This is a genomic window from Castellaniella sp. WN (genome assembly GCF_054457555.1).
Genome location: NZ_JBTKZC010000002.1, coordinates 749,649 through 775,287, shown reverse-complemented (window position 1 = coordinate 775,287; position 25,639 = coordinate 749,649). Strand labels below are relative to the sequence as shown.

General features: G+C 67.0%; 24 protein-coding genes. 11 read left to right on the top strand and 13 right to left on the bottom strand.

What is annotated here, in order from left to right; all coding sequences use genetic code 11:
* Nucleotides 1-64: 64 nt before the first annotated feature.
* Nucleotides 65-1,768: an IS1634 family transposase gene (locus ACTPOE_RS17600; RefSeq protein WP_458870344.1), complete on the bottom strand. Its 1,704-nt coding sequence runs from the start codon at nt 1,766-1,768 to the stop codon at nt 65-67.
* A gap of 229 nt (nt 1,769-1,997) precedes the next feature.
* Here ACTPOE_RS17600 and ACTPOE_RS17595 point away from each other — a divergent pair, with 229 nt between their 5' ends.
* Nucleotides 1,998-2,399 (top strand): carboxymuconolactone decarboxylase family protein, encoded by a 402-nt coding sequence (locus ACTPOE_RS17595; RefSeq protein ID WP_458873501.1) that lies wholly within the window; start codon nt 1,998-2,000, stop codon nt 2,397-2,399.
* Between the two features lie 162 nt (nt 2,400-2,561).
* Nucleotides 2,562-2,777: a tautomerase family protein gene (locus tag ACTPOE_RS17590; RefSeq protein WP_458873500.1), complete on the top strand. Its 216-nt coding sequence runs from the start codon at nt 2,562-2,564 to the stop codon at nt 2,775-2,777.
* Nucleotides 2,778-2,792: 15 nt separating this feature from the next.
* On the opposite strand, the gene ACTPOE_RS17585 is transcribed toward ACTPOE_RS17590, so the two are convergent.
* The 5 genes from ACTPOE_RS17585 to hda all read right to left on the bottom strand — a co-directional run bounded on the left by ACTPOE_RS17585 (nt 2,793) and on the right by hda (nt 6,806).
* Nucleotides 2,793-3,302, bottom strand: coding sequence for a dihydrofolate reductase (locus tag ACTPOE_RS17585; protein WP_458873499.1), 510 nt, complete (start codon nt 3,300-3,302; stop codon nt 2,793-2,795).
* 73 nt (nt 3,303-3,375) lie between these two features.
* On the bottom strand, nt 3,376-3,882 hold the full coding sequence (locus ACTPOE_RS17580) for a 2-amino-4-hydroxy-6-hydroxymethyldihydropteridine diphosphokinase (RefSeq protein ID WP_458873498.1): 507 nt from the start codon (nt 3,880-3,882) through the stop codon (nt 3,376-3,378).
* Between the two features lie 48 nt (nt 3,883-3,930).
* Nucleotides 3,931-5,328: a polynucleotide adenylyltransferase PcnB gene (pcnB, locus tag ACTPOE_RS17575; protein WP_458873497.1), complete on the bottom strand. Its 1,398-nt coding sequence runs from the start codon at nt 5,326-5,328 to the stop codon at nt 3,931-3,933.
* Between the two features lie 39 nt (nt 5,329-5,367).
* Entirely contained in the window at nt 5,368-6,072 is a 705-nt protein-coding gene (locus ACTPOE_RS17570; protein WP_458873496.1) for an HAD family hydrolase, read from the bottom strand.
* Nucleotides 6,069-6,806 (bottom strand): DnaA regulatory inactivator Hda, encoded by a 738-nt coding sequence (gene hda, locus ACTPOE_RS17565; protein ID WP_458873495.1) that lies wholly within the window; start codon nt 6,804-6,806, stop codon nt 6,069-6,071. The genes ACTPOE_RS17570 and hda overlap by 4 nt, the downstream gene beginning before the upstream one ends.
* A 74-nt stretch (nt 6,807-6,880) precedes the next feature.
* Here hda and purM point away from each other — a divergent pair, with 74 nt between their 5' ends.
* Nucleotides 6,881-7,930, top strand: a complete 1,050-nt coding sequence (purM, locus tag ACTPOE_RS17560; RefSeq protein ID WP_458873494.1) for a phosphoribosylformylglycinamidine cyclo-ligase — start codon at nt 6,881-6,883, stop codon at nt 7,928-7,930.
* 142 nt (nt 7,931-8,072) lie between these two features.
* Here the strand turns inward: purM and ACTPOE_RS17555 are convergent, their stop codons facing one another.
* Nucleotides 8,073-9,431 carry an MFS transporter gene (locus tag ACTPOE_RS17555; protein WP_458873493.1) on the bottom strand — a complete coding sequence of 453 codons (1,359 nt, stop codon included), beginning with the start codon at nt 9,429-9,431 and terminating at the stop codon, nt 8,073-8,075.
* A gap of 233 nt (nt 9,432-9,664) precedes the next feature.
* Between ACTPOE_RS17555 and ACTPOE_RS17550 the strand changes: the two genes are divergently transcribed.
* Together ACTPOE_RS17550 and ACTPOE_RS17545 are read left to right on the top strand one after the other, a co-directional pair.
* Complete coding sequence (locus ACTPOE_RS17550) at nt 9,665-11,404, top strand: sensor histidine kinase (protein WP_458873492.1); 1,740 nt, start codon at nt 9,665-9,667, stop codon at nt 11,402-11,404.
* Complete coding sequence (locus ACTPOE_RS17545) at nt 11,401-12,000, top strand: response regulator transcription factor (RefSeq protein WP_458873491.1); 600 nt, start codon at nt 11,401-11,403, stop codon at nt 11,998-12,000. Before ACTPOE_RS17550 ends, ACTPOE_RS17545 begins: the two co-directional genes overlap by 4 nt.
* Before the next feature lie 28 nt (nt 12,001-12,028).
* Here the strand turns inward: ACTPOE_RS17545 and miaA are convergent, their stop codons facing one another.
* Nucleotides 12,029-12,973, bottom strand: a complete 945-nt coding sequence (miaA, locus tag ACTPOE_RS17540; RefSeq protein WP_458873490.1) for a tRNA (adenosine(37)-N6)-dimethylallyltransferase MiaA — start codon at nt 12,971-12,973, stop codon at nt 12,029-12,031.
* A 58-nt stretch (nt 12,974-13,031) separates the two neighbouring features.
* Nucleotides 13,032-14,990, bottom strand: a complete 1,959-nt coding sequence (mutL, locus tag ACTPOE_RS17535; RefSeq protein WP_458873489.1) for a DNA mismatch repair endonuclease MutL — start codon at nt 14,988-14,990, stop codon at nt 13,032-13,034.
* 122 nt (nt 14,991-15,112) lie between these two features.
* Between mutL and ACTPOE_RS17530 the strand changes: the two genes are divergently transcribed.
* A complete protein-coding gene (locus ACTPOE_RS17530) occupies nt 15,113-15,757 on the top strand; it encodes a VTT domain-containing protein (RefSeq protein WP_458873488.1) in 645 nt (214 codons plus the stop codon).
* Nucleotides 15,758-16,032: 275 nt separating this feature from the next.
* Here the strand turns inward: ACTPOE_RS17530 and ACTPOE_RS17525 are convergent, their stop codons facing one another.
* From ACTPOE_RS17525 to ACTPOE_RS17515, 3 genes are read right to left on the bottom strand one after another with little or no spacing between them, the layout of a single operon-like run.
* Complete coding sequence (locus ACTPOE_RS17525; RefSeq protein WP_458873487.1) at nt 16,033-17,394, bottom strand: N-acetylmuramoyl-L-alanine amidase; 1,362 nt, start codon at nt 17,392-17,394, stop codon at nt 16,033-16,035.
* Nucleotides 17,361-17,867 (bottom strand): tRNA (adenosine(37)-N6)-threonylcarbamoyltransferase complex ATPase subunit type 1 TsaE, encoded by a 507-nt coding sequence (gene tsaE / locus ACTPOE_RS17520; protein ID WP_458873486.1) that lies wholly within the window; start codon nt 17,865-17,867, stop codon nt 17,361-17,363. The genes ACTPOE_RS17525 and tsaE overlap by 34 nt, the downstream gene beginning before the upstream one ends.
* A gap of 17 nt (nt 17,868-17,884) precedes the next feature.
* On the bottom strand, nt 17,885-18,778 hold the full coding sequence (locus tag ACTPOE_RS17515) for an AEC family transporter (protein WP_458873485.1): 894 nt from the start codon (nt 18,776-18,778) through the stop codon (nt 17,885-17,887).
* Between the two features lie 519 nt (nt 18,779-19,297).
* Here ACTPOE_RS17515 and ACTPOE_RS17510 point away from each other — a divergent pair.
* The 5 genes from ACTPOE_RS17510 to ACTPOE_RS17490 all read left to right on the top strand — a co-directional run bounded on the left by ACTPOE_RS17510 (nt 19,298) and on the right by ACTPOE_RS17490 (nt 25,359).
* Nucleotides 19,298-20,788, top strand: a complete 1,491-nt coding sequence (locus tag ACTPOE_RS17510) for a TolC family outer membrane protein (protein WP_458873484.1) — start codon at nt 19,298-19,300, stop codon at nt 20,786-20,788.
* Between the two features lie 120 nt (nt 20,789-20,908).
* Nucleotides 20,909-21,130 carry a hypothetical protein gene (locus ACTPOE_RS17505; RefSeq protein WP_320348643.1) on the top strand — a complete coding sequence of 74 codons (222 nt, stop codon included), beginning with the start codon at nt 20,909-20,911 and terminating at the stop codon, nt 21,128-21,130.
* Between the two features lie 13 nt (nt 21,131-21,143).
* On the top strand, nt 21,144-23,339 hold the full coding sequence (locus ACTPOE_RS17500) for a type I secretion system permease/ATPase (RefSeq protein ID WP_458873483.1): 2,196 nt from the start codon (nt 21,144-21,146) through the stop codon (nt 23,337-23,339).
* A gap of 5 nt (nt 23,340-23,344) precedes the next feature.
* Nucleotides 23,345-24,700: an HlyD family type I secretion periplasmic adaptor subunit gene (locus tag ACTPOE_RS17495; protein WP_425545189.1), complete on the top strand. Its 1,356-nt coding sequence runs from the start codon at nt 23,345-23,347 to the stop codon at nt 24,698-24,700.
* An 11-nt stretch (nt 24,701-24,711) separates the two neighbouring features.
* Complete coding sequence (locus tag ACTPOE_RS17490; protein ID WP_458873482.1) at nt 24,712-25,359, top strand: helix-turn-helix transcriptional regulator; 648 nt, start codon at nt 24,712-24,714, stop codon at nt 25,357-25,359.
* A 13-nt stretch (nt 25,360-25,372) separates the two neighbouring features.
* On the opposite strand, the gene ACTPOE_RS17485 is transcribed toward ACTPOE_RS17490, so the two are convergent.
* Entirely contained in the window at nt 25,373-25,588 is a 216-nt protein-coding gene (locus ACTPOE_RS17485; RefSeq protein WP_458873481.1) for a hypothetical protein, read from the bottom strand.
* Nucleotides 25,589-25,639: the final 51 nt, after the last annotated feature.

Genomic DNA, 25,639 nt, shown 5'->3' with positions numbered 1-25,639 from the left:
CCCGAGTTCGACAGTTAGAACCGCAACTCATTGATTTATAAAGAAGCGCCTTAAAAACGCTCCATTACAGATTAACGAAGGCCTCAGTTGCTGTGAGCTTTCCAACCTGCAGGCTCTTCAGGATGGCCGCCTGTTCGGCATCGATCGTCGAGATGCCCGTGATGGATTTGCCGCCCGGCAGCACGACCCGGTGGGTCTGGATGCGACGCAGAATCGACAAGGCGCGCTCGGGCGAGACCACGTCGGCCACGGGCTGTTCGCGCAGCCGCATGCGTATGACCCGTTGCAACACCAAGGCAATAAAGCAGATCATGGCGTGTGCCCGGATGCGATCGGGGCGTCGGTGGTAGACGGGTCCGATCTCAATTTCGGACTTGAGCACCTTGAAGCCCCGCTCGATGTCGGCCAGGGATTTGTAGCGGCTAATCACATCGGCTGGCGCCAGATCGCAGACGTTGGTGATCAGTAGCAGCTTGCCATCCATGGCGCGTGCCAGGGCCAGCGCCTTTTCATTGACCTGGTAGGTGAAGAGCTCACTTTTAAGGTCTACCCGGATGATGCGTGCGAGATGCGCTTCGCAGACCGCGTGATAGAACCGGGCGCGCGCGCCACCATCGGAGAGCTTGCGGCCTTTGCCGCGTACCCCAGCATCCTGGGCGTCCAGTTTGCCGACCCACTGGGCGGCCTGGGCTTCGAGCGCTGCAATTTTCTGATCGCGCTGGGCCGTTTGTTCGGCAGCCCGGTACCGATCATGGGCAACAACCAACCGCAGCCCTTGCCACGCCTGTTCGCCCACGATCTCGGGGCTGTCGCTCTCGATAGCCGCTTGGTTGATCGGTTCGAGCAGCTCGGCAAACTCGTTGTACCGTCGGCCGGGGACCGCCAGAATGAATTCCAACGGCTGGCCATTGGGCAGGCGCATGGCTTGCAAGTCTGCGAGGTTGTCAATCGACAGCAGCCCTCGATCGGCGACGGCGATTACCCGGCGCACCGGGAAGCGATCCATGACCTTTTGCAGCGAGGCCTTCAGCGTCCCCACTTCGGCCGTATTGCCTTCAAAGATCTCGTGATAGAGCGGGATGCCTTCAGCGGTTTGCACCAGCCCCAGCATGAACTGACGGGCAATGATGCCTTCCTTGGACTTGCCAAACTGGCGAATGTCATCCGTTTGCTCAGAGAGCCCTTCGGCACGAATCGTGGTCATGTCGTAGAAGACCACCGACAATTCTTCACTTACCAAGGGTTTGACGGCTGCGACCAGCGCCTGATCGATGACGGCCTGGTGCTCCACCATCGCGTCCATGGTGCGCAGCAATTGCTGGTGCTCAACCGATGCCAGATCGGTATCGGGAAAGCTGACGGTCTGTAGCCAGCGCAGGGTCCCAAGCTTTGAATCGGCATCGCTCAGGCGATTAAAGACCATGACGCGCAGTAGCGCCTCCAGGTCGATTTTGTGGCGGGTGCGCTGGCGCAGCACCTGACGCAGGCGATCCAGGCCCAGCTGCTTCCAGATCTGAGTCAGTGCCCAAAGGTCCCCGATGGCTCGTGAAGAATCGAAGCGGGCGGTGCCATCATCAAGCGCTGGTGAAGGCTCTATGCCCAGGATGCGCGCCAGGCCTTCGTGCAGGGACTTGATGGAATCACCCATCTGGTCCAAACGGCCAAGTGTCGCCACAGTGCGCTGCTTGGGGCACCCAGCGTCGTCGCGGTAGGCCTCCACGAGCTGCACATAGCGGCGGGGGCCTGACTTGGTGACTTTGATAAACATGCCATTACTATAATCACATATACACAGTATAGTCAATGCGCAATTATGATAACGTGCCATTACAAAATTATCGTTGTAATTCTGTGAAAGCCGCGTCGTTACTGCGTTTCGATCAAAAAGCAGGGGTCAAACTGTCGAACTCAGGTGCGCCGGTCCGCAGATGCCTTGCAGGCAAAGATCGAATACTACCGCTCGGTCGAACAGTCCCTGGCGCTGGAGTCACTCTCTGATGAAGGACATGCTGATGAACGTCGAAAACCGATACGAGCGCGGGCTCGCCAAACTGCGTGAGATCGATGGCGAAGCCGGGGAACGCGTACTGGAAAGCCTGGAAGGCATTGCCCCTGACTTCGCACGCTACCTGATCGAGTTCCCTTTCGGGGACATCTACTCCAGGCCGAACCTTGATCTGAAAAGCCGGGAAATCGCGGTCGTGGCCGGGCTCACCGCGCTCGGCAATGCCGCGCCTCAGCTCAAGGTGCATATCCAGGGCGCGCTCAATGTGGGCGTGAGCCGCGCGGAGGTGGTCGAGATCATCATGCAGATGGCGGTTTATGCCGGATTCCCGGCCGCCCTGAATGGATTGGCGGTGGCAAAAGAAGTGTTTGCGCAAGAAGGCGAACCAACCTGATCTGATTCTTGCCGCGCGCATCCTGATCTTGCGGTCTGCGCGGCATAGAAAAGTGGCACGGAAAGCACTAACCTATCATGCTCATATCCAGTATCGGGCTGTGCGCGATCCGCATGCGCGGTCCGGTATCCACTCTTTTCACATTGCCACGGAGACCGTTCCATGCCCTACGTCAACATCAAGATCACCCGCGAAGGCGCCACCGCCGAGCAGAAGGCCCGCCTGATCGAGGGCGCCACTCAGCTGCTGGTGGACGTACTGGGCAAGAACCCCAAGACCACCTTCGTGGTCATCGAGGAAGTCGACACCGACAACTGGGGGATCGCGGGCGAGACGGTGACGACGATCCGGGCGCGCGCCAAAGCGTCGGGCGGTTGACGGGCGCCGCCGCGTTCAGGCGGCCTTGGTCCCCGGGACGCGCCGGTACGTGACGAAATCGTAGGCCAGGCCGTTTTCCGGCGGCTGCGGCAGGCGTTCGGCTTCCCGCCAGTGCCCGGCGGGCAGCTCCGGAAACCAGGTGTCGCCATCCAGGTCCGCGTGGATTTCCGTGGCGATCAGTTCGTCGGCCAGCGGCAGGGCCAGGCGGAAAATCTGCTCGCCGCCGATGACGCAGACGAGATCCGCCCGTGCGCAGCTGGACAGGGCGGCTTCGAGGCTGGCGTGGCATTCGGCGCCGGGCGCGTCGAAGCCGGGGTCGCGGCTCAGCACCAGATTGCGGCGACCGGGCAGGGGGCGTCCCAGGGACAGCCAGGTCTTGCGCCCCATGACGATGGGATGGCCCAGGGTGCTGCGCTTGAAGTGCGCCAGGTCGGCGGGCAGGCGCCAGGGCATGGCGCCGTCGCGGCCGATCACTCGGTTGTCGGTGTAGGCGACGACCAGGCGGATGGGGGGATGGGACGGCATGGCGGGGGTGCTCCGTAAAGACATGCGCGCCAGTGTAAACCACGCGCGTCGACGGACCCGGCAGCCGGCGGCTTCAGTCCAGGCGCTGGATCGCCTGGTCCGCGCGGCGCGCCAGCAGTTCGGCCAGGCCGCCCTGGGCCAGCGTCAGGCCGGGCGCCAGGTCTATCAGGGGGCGCAGGACGAAGGCGCGTTCGTGCATGCGGGGATGGGGCACCGTCAGGGCGGGCAGGTCGATGGCCTGGTCGCCGTACAGCAGCAGGTCCAGGTCCAGGGTGCGCGGGGCGTTGCGGTAGGGGCGTTCCCGGCCGTGACGCTGTTCGATGGCCTGCAGCGCCGCCAGCAGGTCCAGCGGAGGCAGGGCGGTGCGCAGGCTGGCCACGGCATTGACGTAGTCGGGGCCGGAGGAATTCACCGGAGCGGTGCCGTACAGGGGAGAGAGGCGCAGGCCGGACACGCCGGGCGCGCCGGCCAGTTCGGCTGCCGCCCGGCGGACGGTGCCGGCGGCGTCGCCCAGGTTGGCGCCCAGGCCGACATAGACGAGGACGGGCGGGGTGCCGAGAGGGGGGGCGGAAGGGCTCATGGTCGTTGGCGTGCCGGACGATGCGCCGCACCGGGTGCCGGGGATCGTTCAGGCGGCGCCGTCCGGCGCCACAGCGGCGGCCGTCGCGGACTGGCCGTCCGCGCCTGAAGATGCGCCGCGCCGGCGGCGGCGTTTTCGGGTCGCGCCCGCGCCGGCGCGGCGGGCGCCTGCGTGGCCCGCCTGCCAGGCGTCGATCATCTGCGAACGGCGCTCGTCGTTGCTGTCGGACAGGTCCATCCACCATTGGGCCAGGACGCTGTCGACTTCGCGGGCCTCGGCCCGCAATTGCAGGAAATCCACGGCGGCACGGAAGCGCGGCTGTTCCATCATGCGCCAGATCGAGCGCACCGTGGCGCGCTCGAAGCGGGCCTGCATCAGCCAGATCTCGCGCATGTCGGCCTGGTGGCGGCGCTGGATGGCGAGCTTGTCCATCTGTTCCTCGATCACCGAGTCGGCGGCGTGGATCAGGGCCTCGTTGCGCTGCTTGCCCTGGGCGACCAGGGCGGCCCAGCGCTTCTGCACCAGCCGCCACAGCAGGGCGGCGAACAGGAAGCTGGGGCTGACGGGCTTGCCCGACCGGACCCGGGCGTCGGTGCGCGACAGGGCGATTTCCACGAAGGCCTCGCCGCCTTCTTCCTCGAAGATCCGGTCGATCAGCGGGATCAGGCTTTTCATCAGACCCGAGCGGCGCAGCTCGCGCAGGCAGTCCATGGCATGGCCGCAGGTCAGCAGCTTCAGTGTCTCGTCGAACAGGCGCGAAGCCGGGACGTGCTCGATGAGCGACGCCAGCTGGCTGATCGGGGCTTCGGTGGCCGGGTCGATGCGAGCCCCCAGCTTGGCCTGGAAGCGCAGCGCCCGCAGCATGCGCACCGGATCCTCGCGGTAGCGCGTTTCCGGGTCGCCGATCATGCGCACCACGCGGTTCTTCAGGTCCGCCACCCCCTGGTGGAAGTCGATGACCTCTTCTTTCAGGGGATCGTAGTACAGGGCGTTGATGGTGAAGTCACGGCGCGCGGCGTCTTCTTCGTGCGTGCCGAATTCATTGTCGCGCAGGATGCGGCCGTGCTCATCGGTTTCCTGGTTGCCGGAGGACGGCGCGCGGAAGGTCGAGGTCTCGATGATTTCCTGGCCGAACACCACATGCACCAGCTGGAAGCGCCGACCGATGACGCGGGCGCGCCGGAACAGCGGCCGGACCTGGTTGGGCGTGGCGTTGGTGGCGACGTCGAAGTCCTTGGGTTCCAGTCCGACGATCAGGTCGCGCACCGCGCCGCCCACGATGTAGGCGTCGAAGCCGTGCTGGTTCAGGACTTCGCAGACTTTGATGGCGTGCCGCGATACCAGGCGCCGGTCGATGCCGTGCTTGTCGCGCGACAGGCGCACCGGGCCGCTGGGCGGGGTCGCGAACAGTCGCGAGACGAAATTCTTGATGGTCTGCTTGAGCATGGCGCGTATTTTAAGGCTTTGTATCGCCGATGTCCCCGCTCAGGATTTTGCGTCCCGCAGGGCGCCGAACAGGTCGAGGATGCGCCAGCCCCGGCCGGCGGCGGTCTCTCGCAGTGCCGGGCTGGGGTTGGTGGCCACCGGGTGGGTCACTGCCTCCAGCAGGGGCAGGTCGTTCATGGAGTCGCTGTAGAACCAGGATTCGTCGAAGTCTTCCAGTTTCCGGCCCTGGTTCCGCAGCCATTGGCGCACTCTCAGGACCTTGCCCGCCTTGAAGCTGGGCGTGCCCTCGATGCGGCCCGTGTAGCCGCCCAGCGCGTCGCGCTGCGGGATGGTGGCGATCAGGTGCTCGAAGCCCAGAGCCCGGGCGATGGGCGAGGTGACGAAGGCGTTGGTGGCCGTGACGATGGCGCACAGTCCGCCCCGGTCCTGGTGCTCGGCGACTAGTTCGCGCGCGGCGGGCAGGATGCCCGGTTCGACGACTTCGGCCATGTAGTCCAGGTGCCAGCGGTCGAGTTCGTCGGGACGGCCCAGGCGCAGCAGGCCCAGCATGAAGTCGGCCGCTTCCTCGGCGGACAGGCTGCCCTCGTTGTAGCGGCGCATCAGATCATCGTTGCGGCGGCGCGCGGCCTCCGGATCCCCGGCGCGGCCGGTGCGCGCCAGGAATTCGGCCCATTGGTAGTCACTGTCGAAGGGCAGCAGGGTGTGATCCAGGTCGAACAGGGCCAGGTGGGTCGGCGGAGTCATGGCATCCTCGGGGCGGCCGGCGTGTCGGCCAGCAAGTTTTTCAGCAGGGGCAGGGTGATGGGGCGGTGGCGGGCCAGGGAATACTGGTCCAGGGTGTCGATCAGCGCCGTCAGGCGACCCATGTCGCGGTCGCAGCGGGTCAGGATCCAGCGCAGGACCTCGTCGGACAGCTGCAGCCCGCGCTGTCGGGCGCGGTCGCGCAGGGCCTGGGCGCGATCCTCGTCGGACAGCTGCTCCAAGCGGTAGACCAGGTCCCAGCCCAGGCGGGTGCGCAGGTCTTCGCGCAGGGGCATGGTCAGGGGCGCGCGGTCGCCCGCCGTCAGCAGGGCGAAGGCGCCCGGCGTGCCGGCGGCGGTGCGCCAGCGGTTGAACAGGGCGAACAGCGCGGCCCGGGCGGCGGGGTTCAGGTCGGCGACGTCGTCCACCGCCACCAGGGACAGGGACTGGTCCTCGTCGGTAGCCAGGGCGTGCAGCCGCTGCGCCGGAGAACGCGCGTCCAGGTAGTGGCCGCCCGCGCTCCGCGCCCGGGCGCGCAGCAGATGGCTGCGTCCCGAGCCGACGCCGCCCCACAGGTACACGGCGCGCCCGGGCGCGAGCAGTCGCACCGCCTCCAGCGCGGCCAGGTTCGCGCCGGGCACGAAACCGTCCAGCGACGGCATCGTGCCCGGCAGGATGTCGAGCAATAATTGCTGCGCCTGGGGCTGCACGGGAGGCGATGTCCGGTCTTGCGTCATGCTGGAAGGAACTTCATCGTAAAATCAGGTGAATATCCAAACCTGCAATTCTTGCACATTCGGCGGCTTTTCTCATGACATCAGGCTCCACTCCTTCCATGACCTACCGCGACGCGGGGGTCGACATCGATGCCGGCGACGCGCTGGTCGACCGCATCAAGCCCCTGGCCGCCCGCACGATGCGCCCCGGCGTGATGGCGGGGATCGGCGGCTTCGGCGCCCTGTTCGAGGTTCCGCGCCATCTGCGCGAACCGGTGCTGGTGTCCGGCACCGACGGCGTGGGCACCAAGCTGCGCCTGGCCTTCGAATGGCAGCGCCACGACACGGTCGGCATCGATCTGGTCGCCATGAGCGTCAACGACATTCTGGTCCAGGGCGCCGAACCCTTGTACTTCCTCGATTATTTCGCCTGCGGCAAGCTGTCCGTGGACACGGCGGCCCGCGTCGTGGGCGGTATCGCGCGCGGCTGCGAGCTGGCCGGCTGCGCCCTGATCGGCGGCGAGACGGCGGAAATGCCCGGCATGTACCCGGACGGCGAATACGACCTGGCGGGTTTCGCCGTGGGCGCGGTCGAAAAGTCCGCGATCATCGACGGAGCCGGCATCCGGACCGGCGACGCGGTGCTGGGCCTGGCTTCCAGCGGCGCGCACTCCAATGGCTACTCCCTGGTGCGCAAGATCCTGCAGCATGCCGGTGCGCGTCCCGACCAGGATCTGGGAGGCCGCCCCCTGGGCGACGTGGTCATGGAGCCCACCCGCATCTACGTCAAGTCCGTGCTGGCCGCCCTGGCGGCTCACGGCGCGGGGATCAAGGGCCTGGCGCACATCACCGGCGGCGGCCTGCTGGAAAACGTGCCGCGCATTCTCAAGCCGGACCTGTGCGCCCACCTGCACCGCGACGCCTGGGAGTGGCCGGCGCTGTTCCAGTGGCTGCAGGCCCAGGGCGGCGTGGCCGACCAGGAAATGGCGCGCGTGTTCAACTGCGGCATCGGCATGGTGCTGGTGGTGGATCCGGCCCGGGCCGACGCCATCGCCGCCACCCTGCGCGCCCAGGGCGAAACCGTCTACGCGCTGGGGACCATCGAAACCCGGGCCGAAGGCGGCGCCCAGACGATCGTGGATTGATCCGGTCCCCGGCCGCGGACCGGACTGTCCGGCGATCGTCCGGGGCGGTCCGATCCCGCGGCGGATGGAACGACGAAACGCCCCTCTGAAGTGAGGGGCGTTTCCCTGGACATCCAGGCGGGGAGCCGGCCCGCCCGGCCTGTCAGCGCCCGTAGGCGCTGCCTTCGGGATTGTCCAGCGTGGAGTGATGCCGGTTGTCGTGCATCGACAGGATCGCGATCATGCCGAGTGCGGCGATGGCCACCATGTACCAGGGGAATACGTTGCCGATGCCATGACTCTTCATGAACAGCGCGACGTATTCGGCGGAGCCGCCGAATAGCGAATTGCCGATGGCGTAGGTAAATCCCACGCCCAGGCCGCGGACGTGCACGGGGAACATCTCGGCCTTCACGATCCCGGAAATCGAGGTATAGAAGCTCAGGAACACCATGGCGGACAGGATCAGCAAGCCCACGATCAGGGGGGATTGCTGGGATCCGATGGCGCCGAGCAGCGGCACCGGCAGGATGATCATGCCGGTGGCGAAGATGATCATGGAATTCCTGCGCCCGATGCGGTCTGAAATCGAGCCCACGATCGGCTGCATCAGCATGAAGATGAACAGGCAGGTGGTCATGATCTCCGCGACCACGCCCTTGCTCAGGCCGGCGGTGTTGATCAGGTACTTCTGCATGTAGGTCGTGAACACATAGAAGGCCAGCGATCCGATGCAGGTGATGCCCAGCACGATCCAGAAGGCGCGCGGGTAGCGCAGCACTTCCTTGAAAGCGCCGGAGCCGGCGCGGGCGCGGTCTTTCTCCGTGGTGGTCTCGTCCAGCCCCGAGCGCAGCCAGAGCGACACCAGCGCGGCCACGGCGCCGATCGCAAACGGCAGGCGCCACCAGCCGGCGGAAATCTGCTCGCTGCCCAGCGTGTGCGTCATGATGACGGCCAGCAGGCTGGCCAGCAACTGGCCGCCGATGAGTGTCACGTACTGGAACGAGGAAAAGAAGCCGCGCCGTCCCCGCTGGGCGACTTCGGACATGTAGGTGGCGGTGGCGCCGTATTCGCCTCCGACGGAGATTCCCTGGATGCAGCGCATCAGGATCAGCAGCGCCGGCGCGAGGCTGCCCGCGGTCGTGGCGGTCGGCAGTACGGCCACCCCCAGCGATCCCAGGCCCATCATGATGATGGATACGACCATGGCGCGCTTGCGGCCGTAGCGGTCGGACATGTGGCCGAACAGGTAGCCGCCCACCGGGCGCATGAGAAAACCGATGAAAAATACGCCGGCCGCCTGCATGAACGCCACCGTCTGGCTGACGCCCGTGAAGAACTGCTCGGCGAAATATACGCTGAAGAAGGCATACGTATAGAAGTCGAACCATTCGACCAGATTGCCGCTGGAGGCGGCGAAAATCGACTTGACGACTTTTCCGGTCGGCGGTTGCTGGGATGATTCTGCTGCCGTACGGGCATGCGCATCGCCCGGGCCGGCCGGGTTGGCGGCAATCGTCATAGATGAATCTCCTGGGGGCGCCCCCATGCGATGGGGGCCGTCTCCTGAACGTGTTTATAGGGTCCGCATCCGTCCGGAAGACGGGCGGTGAGGCTTTTGTGATCCGAGTTTCGGACACTGCGGCATTTCCCGCATCCGGGTCATTCGCCTCCATCGACTCCGTAAAACTACGCAGGCCGCTCCGGAAGATGACGCCCGGACACGTGCTATCGTTGGCGGCGGAGCACACACCCATGACACTCATGACCTCCCACCGGGCCCTGCGTCTCTGGCGCTGGGGCATTGCCGCGATCGTGAGCGTGTTGCTGGCCATCGGGGCCGGTCACTGGGCGGGGCAGCAAGAGCTGCGTTCGACGACCCTGCGGCTGCGTCAGGCATCCGAGGCCTATGCATTGGCGCTGCATGGCATCATCGAGCGTTACAGCGATCTGCCTTATGTCGTGGCCTGGCAGCCTGCCGTGCAGGCCTTGCTGCGGCAGCCCTCGTCCGGGCAGGCGGATACCGTGAACCGCTACCTGGCCGATTTGCAGCATCGCACGCTGGCCGAAGTCCTCTACGTCGTGGACACACAGGGCCTGACGCTCGCGGCCAGCAACTGGGACACGGCCGACAGCTTCATCGGGCAGTCCTACCGGCAACGCCCGTATTTCGAAGACGCCATGAAGGGCGAGCGCGGCCTGTTCTACGGCATCGGCCTGACGACCGGCCGTCCGGGCCTGTTCATCGCCGAGCCCATCCGCGACGGCGGCGGGCGCATCATCGGGGTCGGCGTCGCCAAACTCGGGCTGGAGCGCCTGCGGCAGGCCTGGCTGGACGATGCCGATCCCGTCGTCCTGCAGGATCGGCATGGCATCGTATTCCTGAGCTCGGTCGAAGACTGGCTCTATCGCGGCGAACGGGCGCTCACGGCGTCCGACCTGACGTGGATCCGCGAACACGACCAGTATGGCGGGCGCACGGACTTTGCCCCCTTGCCGTGGCGCATCGAGCGCCCGGACGACCTGCCCGGCCCGCGCCTGCTGGCCGAGGTGGACGGCCGCATGAAAGACCTGCTGGCTTTCCAGACGGCCCTGCCCGAGCTTGGCTGGACACTGACAGTCACCGGCGATCTGCGGAAAGTGCGCGAGGCCCGCGAGCGGGCGCAGGTCATTGTGGGGCTCGCCGCCATCGTGGCGCTGCTGGGCACGCTGTACTGGCGCCAGCGCAAGAAACGGTATGCGGAGCGGCGCCAGGCCCGGCTGGAACGCGAAGCGGAAGCGCGCCAGCGCGAACAGGAGCGGCAGCTGCAGATCAGCGCCCGCCTGGCCAGTGTCGGTGAAATGGCTTCGACCCTGGCGCATGAACTCAATCAGCCGCTCATGGCGGTCTCGAATTTTGCCGTGGCGGCCAGGACGCTGGCCAAAGGCGGCCAGGAAGACATGCTGATGACGGCACTGGACGGGATCGTCGAACAGTCCGGCCGCGCCAGCGACATCGTCAAGCGGGTACGGGCCTTCATCAACCCCCAGCAGGCCAATTACGGTCCTGTCGACATCAATGCGTGCGCCGCCCATGCTCATGCCCTGCTGGCGATCGACCTGGAACGCGCCCGGACCGCCTGCACGATGCGGCTCATGGACGATCCCCCGATCGTACGCGGGGATGCCGTATTGCTGGAGCAGGTGCTGGTGAATCTGGTGCAGAACGCCATCCAGGCCATGCACGACCTGCCGGTCGCCGAGCGCCAGGTCACCATTGCCACGCGCCGCCGCGAAAACGTCGTGGAGATCACGGTGGCGGACCGGGGGGCGGGTGTCGATGCGGATCAGGCGGAGCGCATTTTCACACCGTTTTTCAGTACCCGGGCCGAGGGCCTTGGCCTGGGGCTCAATATCTGCCGCACCATCGTGGAGGCCCACGGCGGGCAGATCGAGATCACGCGTCCCGCCGGGGGCGGAGCCGCCTTCACTTTTTCGCTGCCCATCGAATCATGAGCGACAGCCCCCTGACTCTCTATGTCGTCGACGACGATGAAGCCCTGCGCAGGTCGTTGCTCATCCTGCTGTTTTCCCAGGGTGTCGCCGTGCAGTCGTTCAGTTCGGGCGAGGCGTTCCTGGCCAGCGTCGATCTGCGGCAGCCCGGCTGCGTCATCCTGGATCTGCGGCTGGGCGGGTTGAGCGGCCTGGGCGTGTTCGAGCGCCTGCAAAATGCGCGCAGCCCGCTGGTCACCCTGTTCCTGTCCGGTCATGGCGATATCCCGACCGCGCTGGAGGCCGTGCGCAAGGGCGCCTACGATTGGGTGGTCAAGCCGGACACTCAGCGGTTGCTGGAAAAACTGCCTGGAGCCCTGGACGAGGCGCGGGCGCGCGCCACGGCGCAGCAGCAGTGGCGCGATCTCACGCCCCGCGAGCGCGAGGTTGCCCATCTGGTGGGGTCCGGCCATCCCAACAAAGAGATCGCCCGCATGCTGGTGCCGCCGTGCAGCCCCCGTTCGGTGGAAACCCACCGCGCCAACATTTTCGGCAAGCTGCCGGTCGCCAACGACAACGAGCTGGGGCGGTGGCTGGCGGCGCACCGGTGGCTCGCCTGACCGGCCAGGAGCCCGCTGGGCCCGGCTTTCAGCCGTCCAGGGCCTGCCTGCAATGTTCGGCGACCTGCTCCACGATCCGCTCGGACAGGCAATCGGCCGTCCGCCGCCGCGGCAGCGATCGCAGCCAGGTGATCTGGCGCTTGGCCAGCTGGCGGGTGGCGGCGATGGCCTGGTCGATGGCCTGGTCCAGGGGGATGCGGCCGTCCAGGTGGTCCCAGAGCTGGCGGTAGCCCACGCAGCGGATCGACGGCAGGCCCGGGTGCAGGTCCGGGCGCGCATGCAGGGCGCGGACCTCGTCCAGCAGGCCAGCGGCGATCATGGAATGATAGCGTTGCGCGATGCGCGCGTGCAGGACGGCGCGGTCGGATGGTTCCAGGCTGATGGTCTCGAAGCGCCAGCCCGGCAGTGCCGGCCGTGGTGATTCGGCCAGCCAGTCGCTCAGGGGCCGGCCGCTGCCGCGCCAGACCTCCAGCGCGCGTTGCAGGCGCTGGCTGTCGTTGGGCGCCAGCCGGGCGGCCGTGGCCGGGTCCACGCGGGCCAGTTCGGCGTGCAAGGCGGGCCAGCCCCGCTCGACGGCTTCCTCGTCCAGTTGGCGGCGGATCGCCGGGTCGGCCTCGGGCAGGTCGTTCAGTCCCTCGCGCAGCGCCTTGTAGTACAGCATCGTGCCTCCGCATAGCAGGGGAATCCGGCCACGTGCGCGGATGTCTCGCGCCAGTGCGGCGGCGTCCCGGGCGAATTCGGCGGCGGAATAGGCTTGCGCCGGGTCGCGGATGTCCAGCAGGTGGTGCGGTACCCGCGCCTGTTCCTCGGCCGTGGGCTTGGCCGTGCCGATGTCCATGCCGCGATAGATCGTCGCCGAGTCCATCACGATGATTTCGATGGGCCGGCGTTCGGCCAGGGCCAGGGCGGCGGCGGACTTGCCGGAGGCCGTCGGGCCGGCCAGGCAGATCAGGACGGGGGCGTTCGTGGACATGGGGGAGATTATCGCCGACCGCCGGACGCGGCCCGGGCCGGTTCAGGATGCGCGGCGCCTACTGCCCTCGCATGAACAGCTTGTCCAGATCGCCCAGGCTCCACTGGAACCAGGTCGGGCGTCCGTGGTTGCACTGGTCGGCACGTTCGGTGCGCTCCATCTGGCGCAGCAGGGCGTTCATTTCGTCCAGCGTCAGCCGCCGGTGGGCGCGCACCGCGCCGTGGCAGGCCATGGTGGACAGCAGCTCGTTGCGCTGTTCGGTCAGACGGGCCGAATGGCCGATGCGCTCGATGTCGGCCAGCACTCCGCGCGCCAGGGCTTCGATGTCGCCCCGGGCCAGCAGGGCCGGCACGGCGCGCACGGCCAGCGAGGCCGGGCCGGTGGCGCGGATCCGCAGGCCCAGGCCATCGAGCGTGTCCTGGTGCGCCTGGGCTGTGGCCACCTGGAGCTCCGTGGCGGTGAACACCACCGGGACCAGCAGTTCCTGCGCCGGCAGCGGCGCCTGGTCCAGGGCCTGCTTCAGGGATTCATAGACGACGCGCTCGTGCGCGGCGTGCATGTCCACCAGGACCAGGCCGCGCGCATTCTGGGCCAGGATGTAGATCCCGTGCAACTGCCCCAGGGCCATCCCCAGGGGCGGGTTCGCGGCGTGGGGATCGGCGTTCCCGGCCCGCCCGGCGGCGTCCGCCCCGTCCGGCATGGAGCCGGCGTCCTCGGGCGATCCTCCCGCTCGGGCCGGCTCGTCCGGCGCCGTCAGGTCCGGTTCCGCGTCTTCCCGTCCCGGGACGATGGCTTCGGCGGCGCCCAGCGGCTGGTACAGCTTGCGCCAATCCTGGGCCGAGATCCGGTCGTTCAGTGGAAAACGCTGCTGGACGGGGATCCGGGCGGGGTAGGAGGACGTGGGGCGGGTCGGGCTCGATGGCCCGCCGGCCGCCGCCGGGCCGGGCCGCGGCGCCGTGGTGCCCGGCGTCAGTCCGTCGGCGTCGCCGTCCGTCGGCGTGGGGGGCGTGTCGGCCGGACCGTTCACGGCGGCCCCGCCGCGTCCCGCGAGGGCCTCGCCCAGCGTCTGGGCGACGTAGCGGTGCACCGCCCCGCTGTCGCGGAAGCGGACCTCGTGCTTGGCCGGATGCACGTTCACGTCCACCCCGGCCGGGTCCAGCGTCAGGAACAGCACGAAGGCCGGCTGGCGGTCGCCGTGCAGCACGTCGGCGTAGGCCTGGCGCACCGCGTGGGAGACCGTGCGGTCGCGCACGTAGCGACCGTTGACGTACAGGTATTGCCGGTCGGCCCGGCTGCGGGCGAAGGTCGGGCGCGTGATGCAGCCTTCCAGCGCCACCAGCCCCTGCTCGGCCGACACCGGCAGGCTCTGGGCCGTGAATTCCTCGCCCAGCACATCGCGGATGCGGCCGTGGATGTCGGTAGCCGGCCAGTTGCGTTGCGGCTTGTCGTTGTGGAACACGCGCAGGGCCACCTGAGGGTGCGCCAGCGCAATGCGCTCCACGGCGTCCAGGCAGTGGGCGTATTCGGTCTGTTCGCTGCGCAGGAATTTGCGTCGCGCGGGGATGTGGTCGAACAGCTGGCGCACGTCCACGCGCGTGCCCACGGGCCCCGCCGCCGGGGCCGGCTCCGCCTGCCCGGCGGCGAGCTGCCAGGCTTGCGTGTCTCCGGCGGTGCGCGAGCTCAGGGTCAACTGGGCGACCGAGGCGATCGAAGCCAGGGCCTCGCCCCGGAACCCCAGGGTGGCCACCGACTCCAGTTCAGCCAGGGACGTGATCTTGCTGGTGGCGTGGCGCTGCAGGGCCAGGGGCATCTGGCCGGGCGGGATGCCGTGGCCGTCGTCGGCCACCAGGATGCGGCGGATGCCGCCGCCATCCAGGCGGATCTCGATGGCCCGGGCGCCGGCGTCCAGGGCGTTTTCCAGCAGCTCCTTCAATACGGAGGCGGGGCGTTCGATGACTTCGCCCGCGGCGATCTGGCTGATCAGGACGTCGGGCAGGGCGGCAATGGTTCGCATCATGAAAACGATTATAGTGAGCAAGGGATCCCGTGTTTTCTCCATGCCGATCACCCGGGCCCGGCGCCGCTCCGGTATGATCCGCGGGCGTATCCCTTCTCATCGCTTCGAGGTCTCGCGGCCAAATGGCTGAACTCTTTCAACTCGTCCTGCACGTCGATCAGTACCTGGGAGTCTGGGTGGCGCAATACGGTGCCTGGATCTATCTGATCCTGGCGCTCATCATTTTCGGCGAAACGGGGCTGGTGGTGCTGCCGTTCCTGCCCGGGGATTCGCTGCTGTTCATCGCCGGCGCCTTCGGCGCCTCCGGTCTGCTGGACCCGGTCCTGCTGGGCGGCATCCTGATCGCGGCCGCGATCCTGGGCAATACCGTCAATTACCAGGTGGGGCGCTTCATCGGTCCCAAGGTCTTTTCCCGCGACTACCGCTTCCTGGACCGCAAGGCCCTGGTCAAGACCCACGCCTTCTATGAAAAACACGGCGGCAAGACCATCGTGCTGTCGCGTTTCCTGCCGCTGTTCCGGACCTTCGCGCCTTTCGTGGCCGGGGTCGCGGGCATGCGCCGGGTGACTTTCCAGTTCTACAACGCCCTGGGCGCCACGGCCTGGATCGCCGGTTTGATCACCCTGGGGTATTTCTTCGGCAACGTCCCCATCATCAAGGAGCACCTCAACACCATCGTGCTGGTCGGCGTGGGCGCCGCCGCCGTGCCGGCGGCCGGCGGGGTGCTGTGGAAGTTGTTGCGAGGCAAGAAGGCCGGAGAGGTTTGAGTGCCACCTCGCCGCTTGCAAGCGGCTCGGATTCGGCAGGCACGGGGCGTCTCCGGCCGTGGCATCTCTCCACCTCGCCGCTTGCAAGCGGTTCGGATTCGGCAGGCACAGGGCGTCTCCGGCCGTGGCATCTCTCCACCTCGCCGCTTGCAAGCGGCTCGGATTCGGCAGGCACAGGGCGTCTCCGGCCGTGGCATCTCTCCACCTCGCCGCTTGCAAGCGGCTCGGATTCGGCAGGCACAGGTCAGTCCGCGGGGACTGACCTGTGTCCGGCCTCATCCACGTCGCGCCAGCGCGGGGTGTGCCGAAAAATAATCCTGGATCCCGCTCAGCACCGCGTTGGCGATGCGCTGCTGGTGCGCCGAGGTGCGCAGCAGCTGTTCTTCCTGGGGATTGCTGATGAAAGCGGTCTCGATCAGGATCGACGGGATGTCCGGCGCCTTCAGCACGGCGAAGCCCGCGCGCTCGATGCGGTTCTTGTGCAGTTGGTTGATCTTGCCGATCTCGTTCAGGACCTGGGTGCCGACCCGGATGGAATCGTTGATCTGCGCCCCCGTGGACAGATCCAGCAGCACCTTGGCCACCTGGGCGTTATGCGCGCCCAGGTTCACTCCGCCGATCAGGTCGGCGTCGTTCTCCTTTTTCGCCAGCCAGCGTGCGGCGGAACTGGTGGCGCCGTGCTGCGACAGCGCCCAGACCGACGAGCCGCGCGCCGACGGCTTGATCCAGGCATCGGCGTGGATCGAGATGAACAGGTCCGCCTGGACGCGGCGGGCTTTCTGCACCCGCACGTTCAGCGGCACGAAATAATCGCGGTCGCGGGTCAGATAGGCGCGCATGTTCGGCTGGGCGTCGATCAGCTTCTTCAGCCGGTGCGCGATCTGCAGGACGACGTCCTTTTCGCGCGTGCCGCGTTGGCCGATGGCGCCCGGGTCCTCGCCGCCATGGCCCGGGTCCAGCGCGATCAGGATCGGGCGGCCCGGGCGGGCGCCCGGTGCCGCGCGCGGCTGGGGCGGGGTGTCGTCCGGCTGCTTGCGGGCGACCGGAGGCAGCTTCTGTCCTTCGACCGAGGGGATGGGCGCTTCGGTGGGGTTGTTCTGAGCGAGGTTTTCCAGGATGCCGGCGAGCGGGTCGTTGTCCGCGTCTTTCAGCAAGGCCATCAGAGGGTCCTGCGCGACCTTCGGGTACAGATCCAGCACCAGACGGTACTTGTATTCGCCGATGGGCTTCAGGGTGAAGACCTGCGGAGCGACGTCCTGCTTCAGGTCGAACACCAGGCGCACCACGTCGGGGCGGTTCTGGCCCGCGCGCACGGTGCGGATGTAGGGGTCGTTGGGCCGGATCTTGGAAACCAGGTCGTTGATGGCCGAACTCAGTCGCACGCCCTCGATGTCCACCACCAGCCGGTGGGGATTGTCGAGCGTGAAGTGTTCGGCCTTCAGTTCGGTGTCCATCTCCAGGGTCACGCGCGTGTATTCGTCGGCCGGCCAGGTTCGCACCGCCAGGATGGTGGCGGCCCGCGCCAGGCGGGGCACGACAGGCAGCAGCAGCAGGGCGCCGCCGCTCGCGATCATCTTGCGCCGCAAGGGGGCGGTGGGGGCGTTCATCGGCGCGGTGGGTCCAGATGCGTCAGCCATTGTTGTCCTTTTTCGCTGCAGGCGGTCAGGCGGGCGTGCCGGCCGGTGCCGGCATATTCCAGGCGGATGTCCAGGTCCGGAGGCGGCAGGCGCGTACCGGCCTGCTCGGGCCATTCGATCAGGACGACCGCGTTTTCGTCGAGCAGTTCGTCGAATCCCGCGTCCCGCCATTCGTGCGCATCGCTAAATCTATAGAAATCAAGATGATAGAAGTATAAGTTAGAAACGTTATAGCTTTCAAGAAGCGCGTAGCTGGGACTCTTGATCCGGCCGGTCACGCCGCCGGCCCGCAGCAGGGCGCGGGCCAGGCTGGTCTTGCCCGCGCCCAGTTCGCCGCGCAGATGGATGCGTCCCCCGGCGGCGGGGCCGTTCGGCGCGAGGCCGCAGGCCAGTTCGGCCAGATGTTGTGCCAGAGCAACAGTGGCGTCTTCGTCCGGCAGGGGCCATTCCAGTGAAGAGAACGGGGGCGTCATCGGGGGATCCTTCGGAGTCAGGCCGCGGCATTCAGCCACAGCGGCAAGGTCAGAGCGGACAGCAGCGTGCCGATCGACATGGTGACCGCCACCAGGCGGCCGTCGCCACCCATGCGGGCGGCCAGCACATGGGCCGAGGAAGCCGTGGGCAGGGCGCTGAACAGCAGCAGGACCAGTCGTTCGCCGGCCGACAGATCCAGCGCCCAGGCCAGCGCCAGCGCGACCGGCGGCAGCAGGACCAGCTTGGCCGCCACCATCCAGGCCATCAGCGGCGCATGCGCGCGGCCACCCTGCAGGGACAGGGTGGCGCCCACGCACAGCAGGCCGATGGCGATGGCGCAGGCGCCCAGTCGCCCCAGGGTGACGTCGAGCACGGGGGGAATGGGCACCCGCAGGAAGTTGCAGGCCAGCGCGGCCAGCGTGGCCAGGATGAAGGGGTTGCGCGCGATTTCGCGCAGGGCGCGTCCGCCATGGCGGCTGGCCAGGGCGTGCACCGCGCCGATGTTGCTGATGGGCACCGCGAAGCCCACGATCACCGCCATGGTCGTCTGCGCGCCAGGCCAACCCAGGCCGCCGGCCAGGGACAGGGCCAGGTAGGTGTTGAAACGGAAGGCGCACTGGGCGACCGAGGCATGCGCCGCCGGATCCGGGCGCACCGCCAGGCGGCCCAGCCAGGCCAGAGCGATGCCGCCGAGCATCACGCCGACAGTCGCGGCCAGCAGCACAGAGGTGTTGCCCAGGTCCAGCGGCGTGCGGGTGATCGAATGGAATAGCAGGGCGGGGAACAGGACGAAATAGACTAGCTTTTCCGCACCGGCGAAGAAGGCCCGGTCGAACCCCAGGCGGTGCAGCAGGGCCCAGCCCAGGGCAATCAGCAGGAAGTCGGGCAGGATGAGCGGGATGACGGACATGGGCGGTTGGTGCCTGGACGGGGCAGGTCTGATTGTACGTGGCTTGCGGCCCGGCCGGGCGCGCGAGAAGGGCTTCGGAGACCGCGTCGGCGTCAGCGGGGTCCGATCGTCATGGTAATTACCCTTAAATAAGGTCAATTATTCATTTTTGGTTGAAGTCAATACTAGTCACGGTTCTTCCATCTTCGTACAATGTGCCTACGTTTTGATTCATAAACGTACCAAGACGCAAGTTCATGCTTCAAGAACTCTGGCCGGAAGCCAGAGGCTCCGACTTGCCACTGGGTGAAAGCCCCGTCCTGCCATGCATATCCGATATTGATGCGTTCGTGGCGGTTGCACCGTCCCCCATAGGCACGGCATCATCAGTCCCCGCCCGGGTCGATCTCATCGATCGTGATGCCGGCACCCGTCCCTGTTTCAGGCGTTCGCTCCCGCGGACGATCCGGGTGCGTGAATCTCAATAAAGACGCGGCGGCCTCGTGGCCGTCCTGGTCCCCGAGTTCAGGAGCATTGAACATGGCCAGCTATAAAAAAACAACGTTATCCGCCCTCTGGGCCGCACTCTCTCTTGCATTCGCCCCAGCGGCCTTCGCCGACAACGCCACGCTGTCGCAGGCGGTCGAGACCGCCGTCCTCAACAACCCCGAGGTCGGGGCGCAGTTCCACAACTTCCAGTCCGGCCTCGAAGGCCAGAAGGTCCGCCGCGGCGCCCTGCTGCCCGAAGTCAACCTGCAGGGCTGGACGGGCCGCGAATACCGCGGCAGCACCAGCGCCAACGGCTCCACCGACTGGACGCGCAGCGGCTACAGCCTGTCCCTGCGCCAGCTGTTGTTCGACGGCTTCTCCACGATCAATGACGTGCGTCAACTGGGTTTCGAAAAGCTGGCCGACTACTACACTCTGAAGTCCACGGTGGACGACCTGGCCCAGCAGGCGGCTCAGGCCTACCTGGACGTTCAGCGCTACCGCGAGCAGGTCTCCCTGGCGCAGCAGAACTACAACCTGCACAAGGACATCCTGGGCCAGATCTCCGAGCGCAGTTCCTCGGGCGTCGGCCGCGGGGTGGACGAAGTCCAGGCGCAGGCCCGCCTGGCCTTGGCCCAGACCAATCTCATGACCGCTTCGGGCAACCTGAACGACGTCACCCAGCGTTATCAGCGCATCGTCGGCCAGGTTCCGGCCGAGACGCTGGCCGAAGCGCCCGGCGTCGACGCCGAACTGCCGAAGGATCCGGCCGACTTCAGCCAGTCCGTGCGCGTCAATCCCTCCGTGCTGGCGAAGCAGGCGCTGGTCCAGGCAGCCGAGCGCGGCAAGGCTTCGGCGCAGGGCCGCTTCTCGCCCACGCTCGAACTGCGCGCCGCCACGGGTCGCGATCGCTCCGATCCGCCCTACATCAATGACGAGACCACCCAGAGCTCCAATGTCCAGCTGATGGCGACGTTCAACCTGTTCCGCGGCGGCGCGGACGCGGCCCGCGTGCGTCAGACCGCGGCCCAGACCTACGCCGCCCGGGACGTGCGCGACTATACCTGCCGCAACGTTCAGCAGGAACTCTCCATCGCCTGGAACAACGTCGTGCGCCTGCGCCAGCAGCTCCCCTTCCTGCGACAGCACGAGCGCGACATCGCCCAGGTGCGCGTGGCCTACATGCAGCAGTTCAAGATCGGACAGCGCACTCTGCTGGACCTGCTGGACACCGAAAACGAGTTGTTCGACGCCCGCCAGGCGCTCACCAACGGGATCTTCGACCTGCGCGTCGCCGAATACCGCTGGCTGAGCCTGTCCCACAAGCTGCTGCCGACTCTGGGGCTGGCCGATCCCTACCAGGAACAGCCGGACGAGGCCGCCAAGCTCCAGTTCCCCGACGAGGTCCTCAAGGCCTGCCTGACGCCGCTGCCGGACACTCGCAACCTGCAGCCCGTCCGGGTCAATTACCAATCGGGCCTCAAGCCGCCCGTGCTGGCGCCCTCGGGCAAATCATCCGGCAAGGCCAGCGGCTGGAACTGACCTCCGCCGCTGAAATACTAAGGAAATGCCCGGGCCGCGAGGCCCGGCCTGAAGGTGAAGGCCCGGAGACCCGCCGCTGCCGCGGCACTCCGGCTTTCCCCGCAGCTTGAGGGAATGCCGATGGCCTCTGATCAGGAACGTTTCAAACAGGATCTTTCCGAACTCGACGCCGGATTCATCCGCGTCCTGGAAGACCTGATCGACGCATTGATCGCCAACGGCTCCCTGCGCCTGACCGATCTGCCGCCCCAGGCTCTGGAAAAGCTGGCCGAACGCAAGCGCACGCGCCAGCGCCTGCAGGGCGCCCTGAATCTGATCTCCGACGACGATGCCATCCTCTGAGGCCGCTGCCGCCATGGCTGCCCAACCCGAAGCCGCCAACCTCGCCGGTGCCGCGCCGGCACCGGAATTGCCGGGCGCCACACCGTACCAACTGCATGACGATCCGTTGCTGGCCAGCCTGGTCCTGGTCACGCGGCTGCTGGGCCGGCCGTGCACCGCCCAGCAGCTGTCCTCGGGCCTGCCCCTGGTGGACCAGCGCCTGACGCCGTCCCTGCTGGGCCGCGCCGCCGGTCGCGCCCAGTGTGGCGCCCGGATCGTGCGCCGCGCCCTGGGCGACTGGTCGCGCAGCGTCATGCCGGCCATTCTTTTCCTGAAGAACCAGCGCGCCTGCGTGCTGATCCAGGAACGCCGCGACCATTACCTGGTCCACTACCCCGAGGCGGCCGAACCCGTCGAGGTCCCGCGCGCCGAACTGGAGGCCGAGTATTCCGGCCTGGCCTGTTTCGTGCAGCCGCGCTACCGCACCGAGGACCGCACCGAGGACGCCCACATGCGGGCGCGGAGCGGCCACTGGTTCTGGGCCGCGATGCTGGGCAACTGGAAGTTCTACCGCGATGCCGTGGCGGCCGCCGTGCTGATCAACATCTTCGCGCTGGTCATGCCGCTGTACACGATGAACATCTACGACCGGGTGATCCCAAACAGCGCGGTCGAGACACTTTGGGCGCTCACCATCGGCATCGCCCTGGCCATGGTGTTCAACCTGGTGCTGACCGCCATCCGCGCCTATGTCGTGGACATCGCCAGCAAGCGGGTGGACGTGGAACTGTCCTCGCGCATCATGGAGCAGGTCCTGGACCTGCGCATGGAAAGCCGGCCGGTCTCCGTGGGATCCTTTGCCTCGAACCTGCGCTCGTTCGAGTCCGTGCGCGACTTCATCGCCTCCGCCAGCCTGACCACGCTGGTTGACCTGCCTTTCGTGCTGCTGTTCCTGGCCGTGCTGGCCTGGATCTCGCCGTGGATGGTGCTGCCCCCGCTGGTGGCCATCGTCGTGATCCTGGCCGTGTCGCTGTTTTCCCTGGCCCGGGTCGAAAAGATGACCCTCGAATCCTTCCAGGCCGGGGCGCAGCGCAACGCCGGCCTGATCGAGGCCCTGAACGGCATGGAAACCGTCAAGGCGCTGAACGCCCAGAGCCATGCCCAGCGCATGTGGGAAGAGTCCACCCGCTGGCTGGCCGAGCTGGGGGCGCACATCAAGCTCACGTCCTCCGTCACCGTCAGCTTCGTGCAGACCTGCCAGCAGCTGGTCAATATTTCCGTCGTGGTCATCGGCGTCTATCTGGTCCAGGAAGGCATGACCATGGGCGGCATCATCGCCGCTTCCATGATTTCGGGGCGCTGTCTCGCGCCACTGGGCCAGGTCGTGGGCCTGATGATGCAGTACCACAACGCCAAGGCGTCCCTGAAGTCCATCGACAATTACATGGGCATGCCGGTCGAGCGCCCGGCCGACCGCTCTTTCATGCCGCGGCCCGTCCTGAAGGGCGGCATCGAGTTCCAGGGCGTCACCTTCGCCTACCCGAACAGCTCGGTCGCGGCGCTGGACAACATCAGCTTCCGCATCCAGCCCGGCGAAAAGGTCGGCATCATCGGCCGCATCGGCTCGGGCAAGACCACCCTGGAAAAACTCATCCTGAAGCTCTATGCGCCCACTTCGGGCGCCGTCCTGATCGACGGCATCGATCTCAACCAGATCGATCCGGCCGACGTCAGGCGCGCCGTCGGCTATGTCCCCCAGGATCCGGTGCTGTTCTACGGCACGCTCAAGCACAACCTGACCATCGCCTCGCCCTTCGCCACGGACGAGGACGTCCTGGCCGCCGCCACCCTGGCGGGCGTGGATGAATTCGCCGCCGGCCACCCCGAGGGCTACGACATGATCGTCGGCGAGCGTGGCGATTCCCTGTCCGGCGGGCAACGGCAGTCGATCGCCATCGCGCGCGCCCTGGTCAACGATCCCCAGATCCTGCTGCTGGACGAGCCCAGCAGCAATATGGACCACCAGAGCGAATCCCAGCTCAAGACGCGCCTGCGGGCCGCCAGCCAGGACAAGACCCTCATTCTGGTCACGCACCGCACATCCTTGCTGGAACTGGTCGACCGCCTGATGGTCATCGACCACGGCCGCCTCGTCGCCGATGGTCCCAAGGCGCAGGTCGTCGAGGCCTTGCGCCAGGGCCGCATCGGCGGCGCGCGCAGGAGCGGATGATGGGGATGCTGCCAGATTTCCTCGCCGGTCTGCGGCGTTCTTTCGCTCCCAAGCATCAGGGCGGGCGCGGCGACATGATCGGCGACGCCGTCTGGACGCTCAGCCAGCAGCGCACGCGCGGTTCGCGTCTGCTGATCTGGATGTCGCTGCTCACGGTGGGTGTCCTGATCGCCTGGGCCTCCACCGCCAATATCGACGAGGTCGTGCGTGGCGAAGGCAAGGTCGTGCCCTCGCGCCAGGTCCAGGTCATCCAGAGCCTGGATGGCGGTGTCGTCCAGCAGATCCTGGTGCGCCCGGGCGACAAGGTCGTCAAGGAGCAGGTCCTGCTGCGCATCGACCCCACGCGCTATTCCTCGTCCCTGGGAGAAAACCGCGCCGAGGCCCTGGCCCTGAAGGCCAAGATCGCCCGCCTGGAAGCCATCGCCAACGACACGCCCTACCAGGCGCCCGAAGACGTCCAGGCCCAGGCACCCGCCCTGGCCGAGCAGGAACGCAACGTCTGGCTGGCCCGCACCCGCGAACTGCAGGCCAACCTGGAAGTCGCTCGCGAGCAGCTGAACCAGCGCCAGCAGGAATTGCGCTCCACCATCGCCAACCGCGACCAGGCGGCCACCAGTTGCGGCCTGGCCTCGCGCGAATACTCCATGACCAAACCGCTGCTTTCCAGCGGTGCCGTGTCGCAGGTGGACCTGCTGCGCCTGCAGCGCGACGTGGCGCGTTTCTGCGGCGAGCAGAAAGCCGCCGCCGCCCAGATCGACAAGATCCGGGCCTCCATCCAGGAAGCCGAGGCCAAGCTCAAGGAAACCGAGGTCACTTTCCGCAACCAGGCGCGCACCGACCTGTCCGACGCGCGTGCCAAGCTGTCCGCCCTGCTGGAAAGCCAGGTCGCCCTGGCCGACCGCGTCACCCTGTCCAACATCCGTTCCCCGGTCAACGGCACCGTCAAGACCCTGACGGCCAATACGGTGGGCGGCGTGGTGCAGCCCGGCAAGGACATCATGGAAATCGTCCCGTCGGACGATACCCTGCTGCTCGAAGTGCGCATCAATCCGCGCGATATCGGCTTCCTGTATCCCGGCCAGAAGGCCGAGGTCAAGTTCACGGCCTACGATTTTTCCATCTACGGCGGCCTGCAGGGCCATGTCGAGGAAATCGGCGCCGACTCCATCACCGACGAAAAGGGAAATTCCTATTACATCGTGAAGGTCCGCACGGAAACTGCCTACGTTGGCAGCGACGAGCGCCCCATCATTCCGGGGATGATGGCCGAAGTCCACATCCTGACGGGCAAGCGCACATTGATGCAGTATTTGCTCAAGCCCGTTCTGCGCGCGCATTCCAACGCCTTCCGCGAACGTTGAAAGGACTCGCAATGACGATACCGGTTCTGCTGCTGACCGCCGATGATGCCCTGTACCGCCATTGGTCCGGGCTGGACGGGATGGATTGGGCGCCCGCACGAGGCCACCGCCTGGCCGATCTGGCCCCCTGGGGGCGGCGCGGCGTTCTGGTCGTCATGGACGCCCGCCTGCTGCCCAAGGCCGGGGCGGACGTGCCCGACGTGCCGGCAGGGCTGCAGGTGGTCGTCGCCAGCACCCATCCCGGCGACCCTGAAGGCCAGCGCGCCCTGGTCGCGGGGGCTGTCGGCTACGTGCACGCCTACATGCCGGTCACCGGCCTGGATCGCGTCCTGCGCCATGTCATGGGCGGCGAAATCTGGGTGGGCAAGGGCATGCTGTCGCGCATGCTCAGCCAGATCGGGCAGGCCGCGCCCGAGCCCAACCAGGACTGGGCGCGCGACCTGACGGTGCGCGAACGCGACGTGGCCCGTTATGTGGCACTGGGCCATTCCAACCAGTCCATCGCCGACAGCCTGGGCATCACCGAGCGCACCGTGCGTGCGCACATCTCCGCCATTTTCGAAAAAATGGGCGTTACCGATCGTTTGATGCTGGCCCTGCGGGTGCACGGAATCGACCAGACCGCGACACAGGGGGCCTCGCGGGACATGGACGTGTGAGGGGCATTGGCCGTCAGGCCGCCCCGATCCGGCATGAGGTGGCCTTGGCGATGGGGCGCATGATTCCGTTGGTTTCGGTGGCATTCGTCGTCATATCGATGCGGAATTCGGCTTTCTTATCGGGATGAATCCGCACTTCCCCTGAGCAATCCCCGCCCCTTATTGTCTTTTCCGCCAATACGAAGATCGCGGCCACACGCGTAGCATCCCGGCACATGATCGCCGCCAAAGCGCATTCCGCGCATCGGCCGGCACCACCGATTTCATGACAGGGGATCCC

Coding starts and splice junctions, on each gene's coding strand:
- ACTPOE_RS17585 (WP_458873499.1), bottom strand. CDS start 3,302: ATGCCGTCCCATCCCCCCATCCGCCTGGTCGTCGCCTACACCGACAAC.
- ACTPOE_RS17580 (WP_458873498.1), bottom strand. CDS start 3,882: ATGAGCCCTTCCGCCCCCCCTCTCGGCACCCCGCCCGTCCTCGTCTAT.
- ACTPOE_RS17545 (WP_458873491.1), top strand. CDS start 11,401: ATGAGCGACAGCCCCCTGACTCTCTATGTCGTCGACGACGATGAAGCC.
- ACTPOE_RS17525 (WP_458873487.1), bottom strand. CDS start 17,394: ATGGCTGACGCATCTGGACCCACCGCGCCGATGAACGCCCCCACCGCC.
- ACTPOE_RS17555 (WP_458873493.1), bottom strand. CDS start 9,431: ATGACGATTGCCGCCAACCCGGCCGGCCCGGGCGATGCGCATGCCCGT.
- ACTPOE_RS17500 (WP_458873483.1), top strand. CDS start 21,144: ATGGCTGCCCAACCCGAAGCCGCCAACCTCGCCGGTGCCGCGCCGGCA.
- ACTPOE_RS17495 (WP_425545189.1), top strand. CDS start 23,345: ATGCTGCCAGATTTCCTCGCCGGTCTGCGGCGTTCTTTCGCTCCCAAG.
- mutL (WP_458873489.1), bottom strand. CDS start 14,990: ATGATGCGAACCATTGCCGCCCTGCCCGACGTCCTGATCAGCCAGATC.
- ACTPOE_RS17595 (WP_458873501.1), top strand. CDS start 1,998: ATGAAGGACATGCTGATGAACGTCGAAAACCGATACGAGCGCGGGCTC.
- miaA (WP_458873490.1), bottom strand. CDS start 12,973: ATGTCCACGAACGCCCCCGTCCTGATCTGCCTGGCCGGCCCGACGGCC.
- ACTPOE_RS17505 (WP_320348643.1), top strand. CDS start 20,909: ATGGCCTCTGATCAGGAACGTTTCAAACAGGATCTTTCCGAACTCGAC.
- hda (WP_458873495.1), bottom strand. CDS start 6,806: ATGACGCAAGACCGGACATCGCCTCCCGTGCAGCCCCAGGCGCAGCAA.
- ACTPOE_RS17530 (WP_458873488.1), top strand. CDS start 15,113: ATGGCTGAACTCTTTCAACTCGTCCTGCACGTCGATCAGTACCTGGGA.
- ACTPOE_RS17490 (WP_458873482.1), top strand. CDS start 24,712: ATGACGATACCGGTTCTGCTGCTGACCGCCGATGATGCCCTGTACCGC.
- pcnB (WP_458873497.1), bottom strand. CDS start 5,328: ATGCTCAAGCAGACCATCAAGAATTTCGTCTCGCGACTGTTCGCGACC.
- ACTPOE_RS17550 (WP_458873492.1), top strand. CDS start 9,665: ATGACACTCATGACCTCCCACCGGGCCCTGCGTCTCTGGCGCTGGGGC.
- tsaE (WP_458873486.1), bottom strand. CDS start 17,867: ATGACGCCCCCGTTCTCTTCACTGGAATGGCCCCTGCCGGACGAAGAC.
- ACTPOE_RS17570 (WP_458873496.1), bottom strand. CDS start 6,072: ATGACTCCGCCGACCCACCTGGCCCTGTTCGACCTGGATCACACCCTG.
- ACTPOE_RS17600 (WP_458870344.1), bottom strand. CDS start 1,768: ATGTTTATCAAAGTCACCAAGTCAGGCCCCCGCCGCTATGTGCAGCTC.
- ACTPOE_RS17510 (WP_458873484.1), top strand. CDS start 19,298: ATGGCCAGCTATAAAAAAACAACGTTATCCGCCCTCTGGGCCGCACTC.
- ACTPOE_RS17515 (WP_458873485.1), bottom strand. CDS start 18,778: ATGTCCGTCATCCCGCTCATCCTGCCCGACTTCCTGCTGATTGCCCTG.
- purM (WP_458873494.1), top strand. CDS start 6,881: ATGACATCAGGCTCCACTCCTTCCATGACCTACCGCGACGCGGGGGTC.
- ACTPOE_RS17590 (WP_458873500.1), top strand. CDS start 2,562: ATGCCCTACGTCAACATCAAGATCACCCGCGAAGGCGCCACCGCCGAG.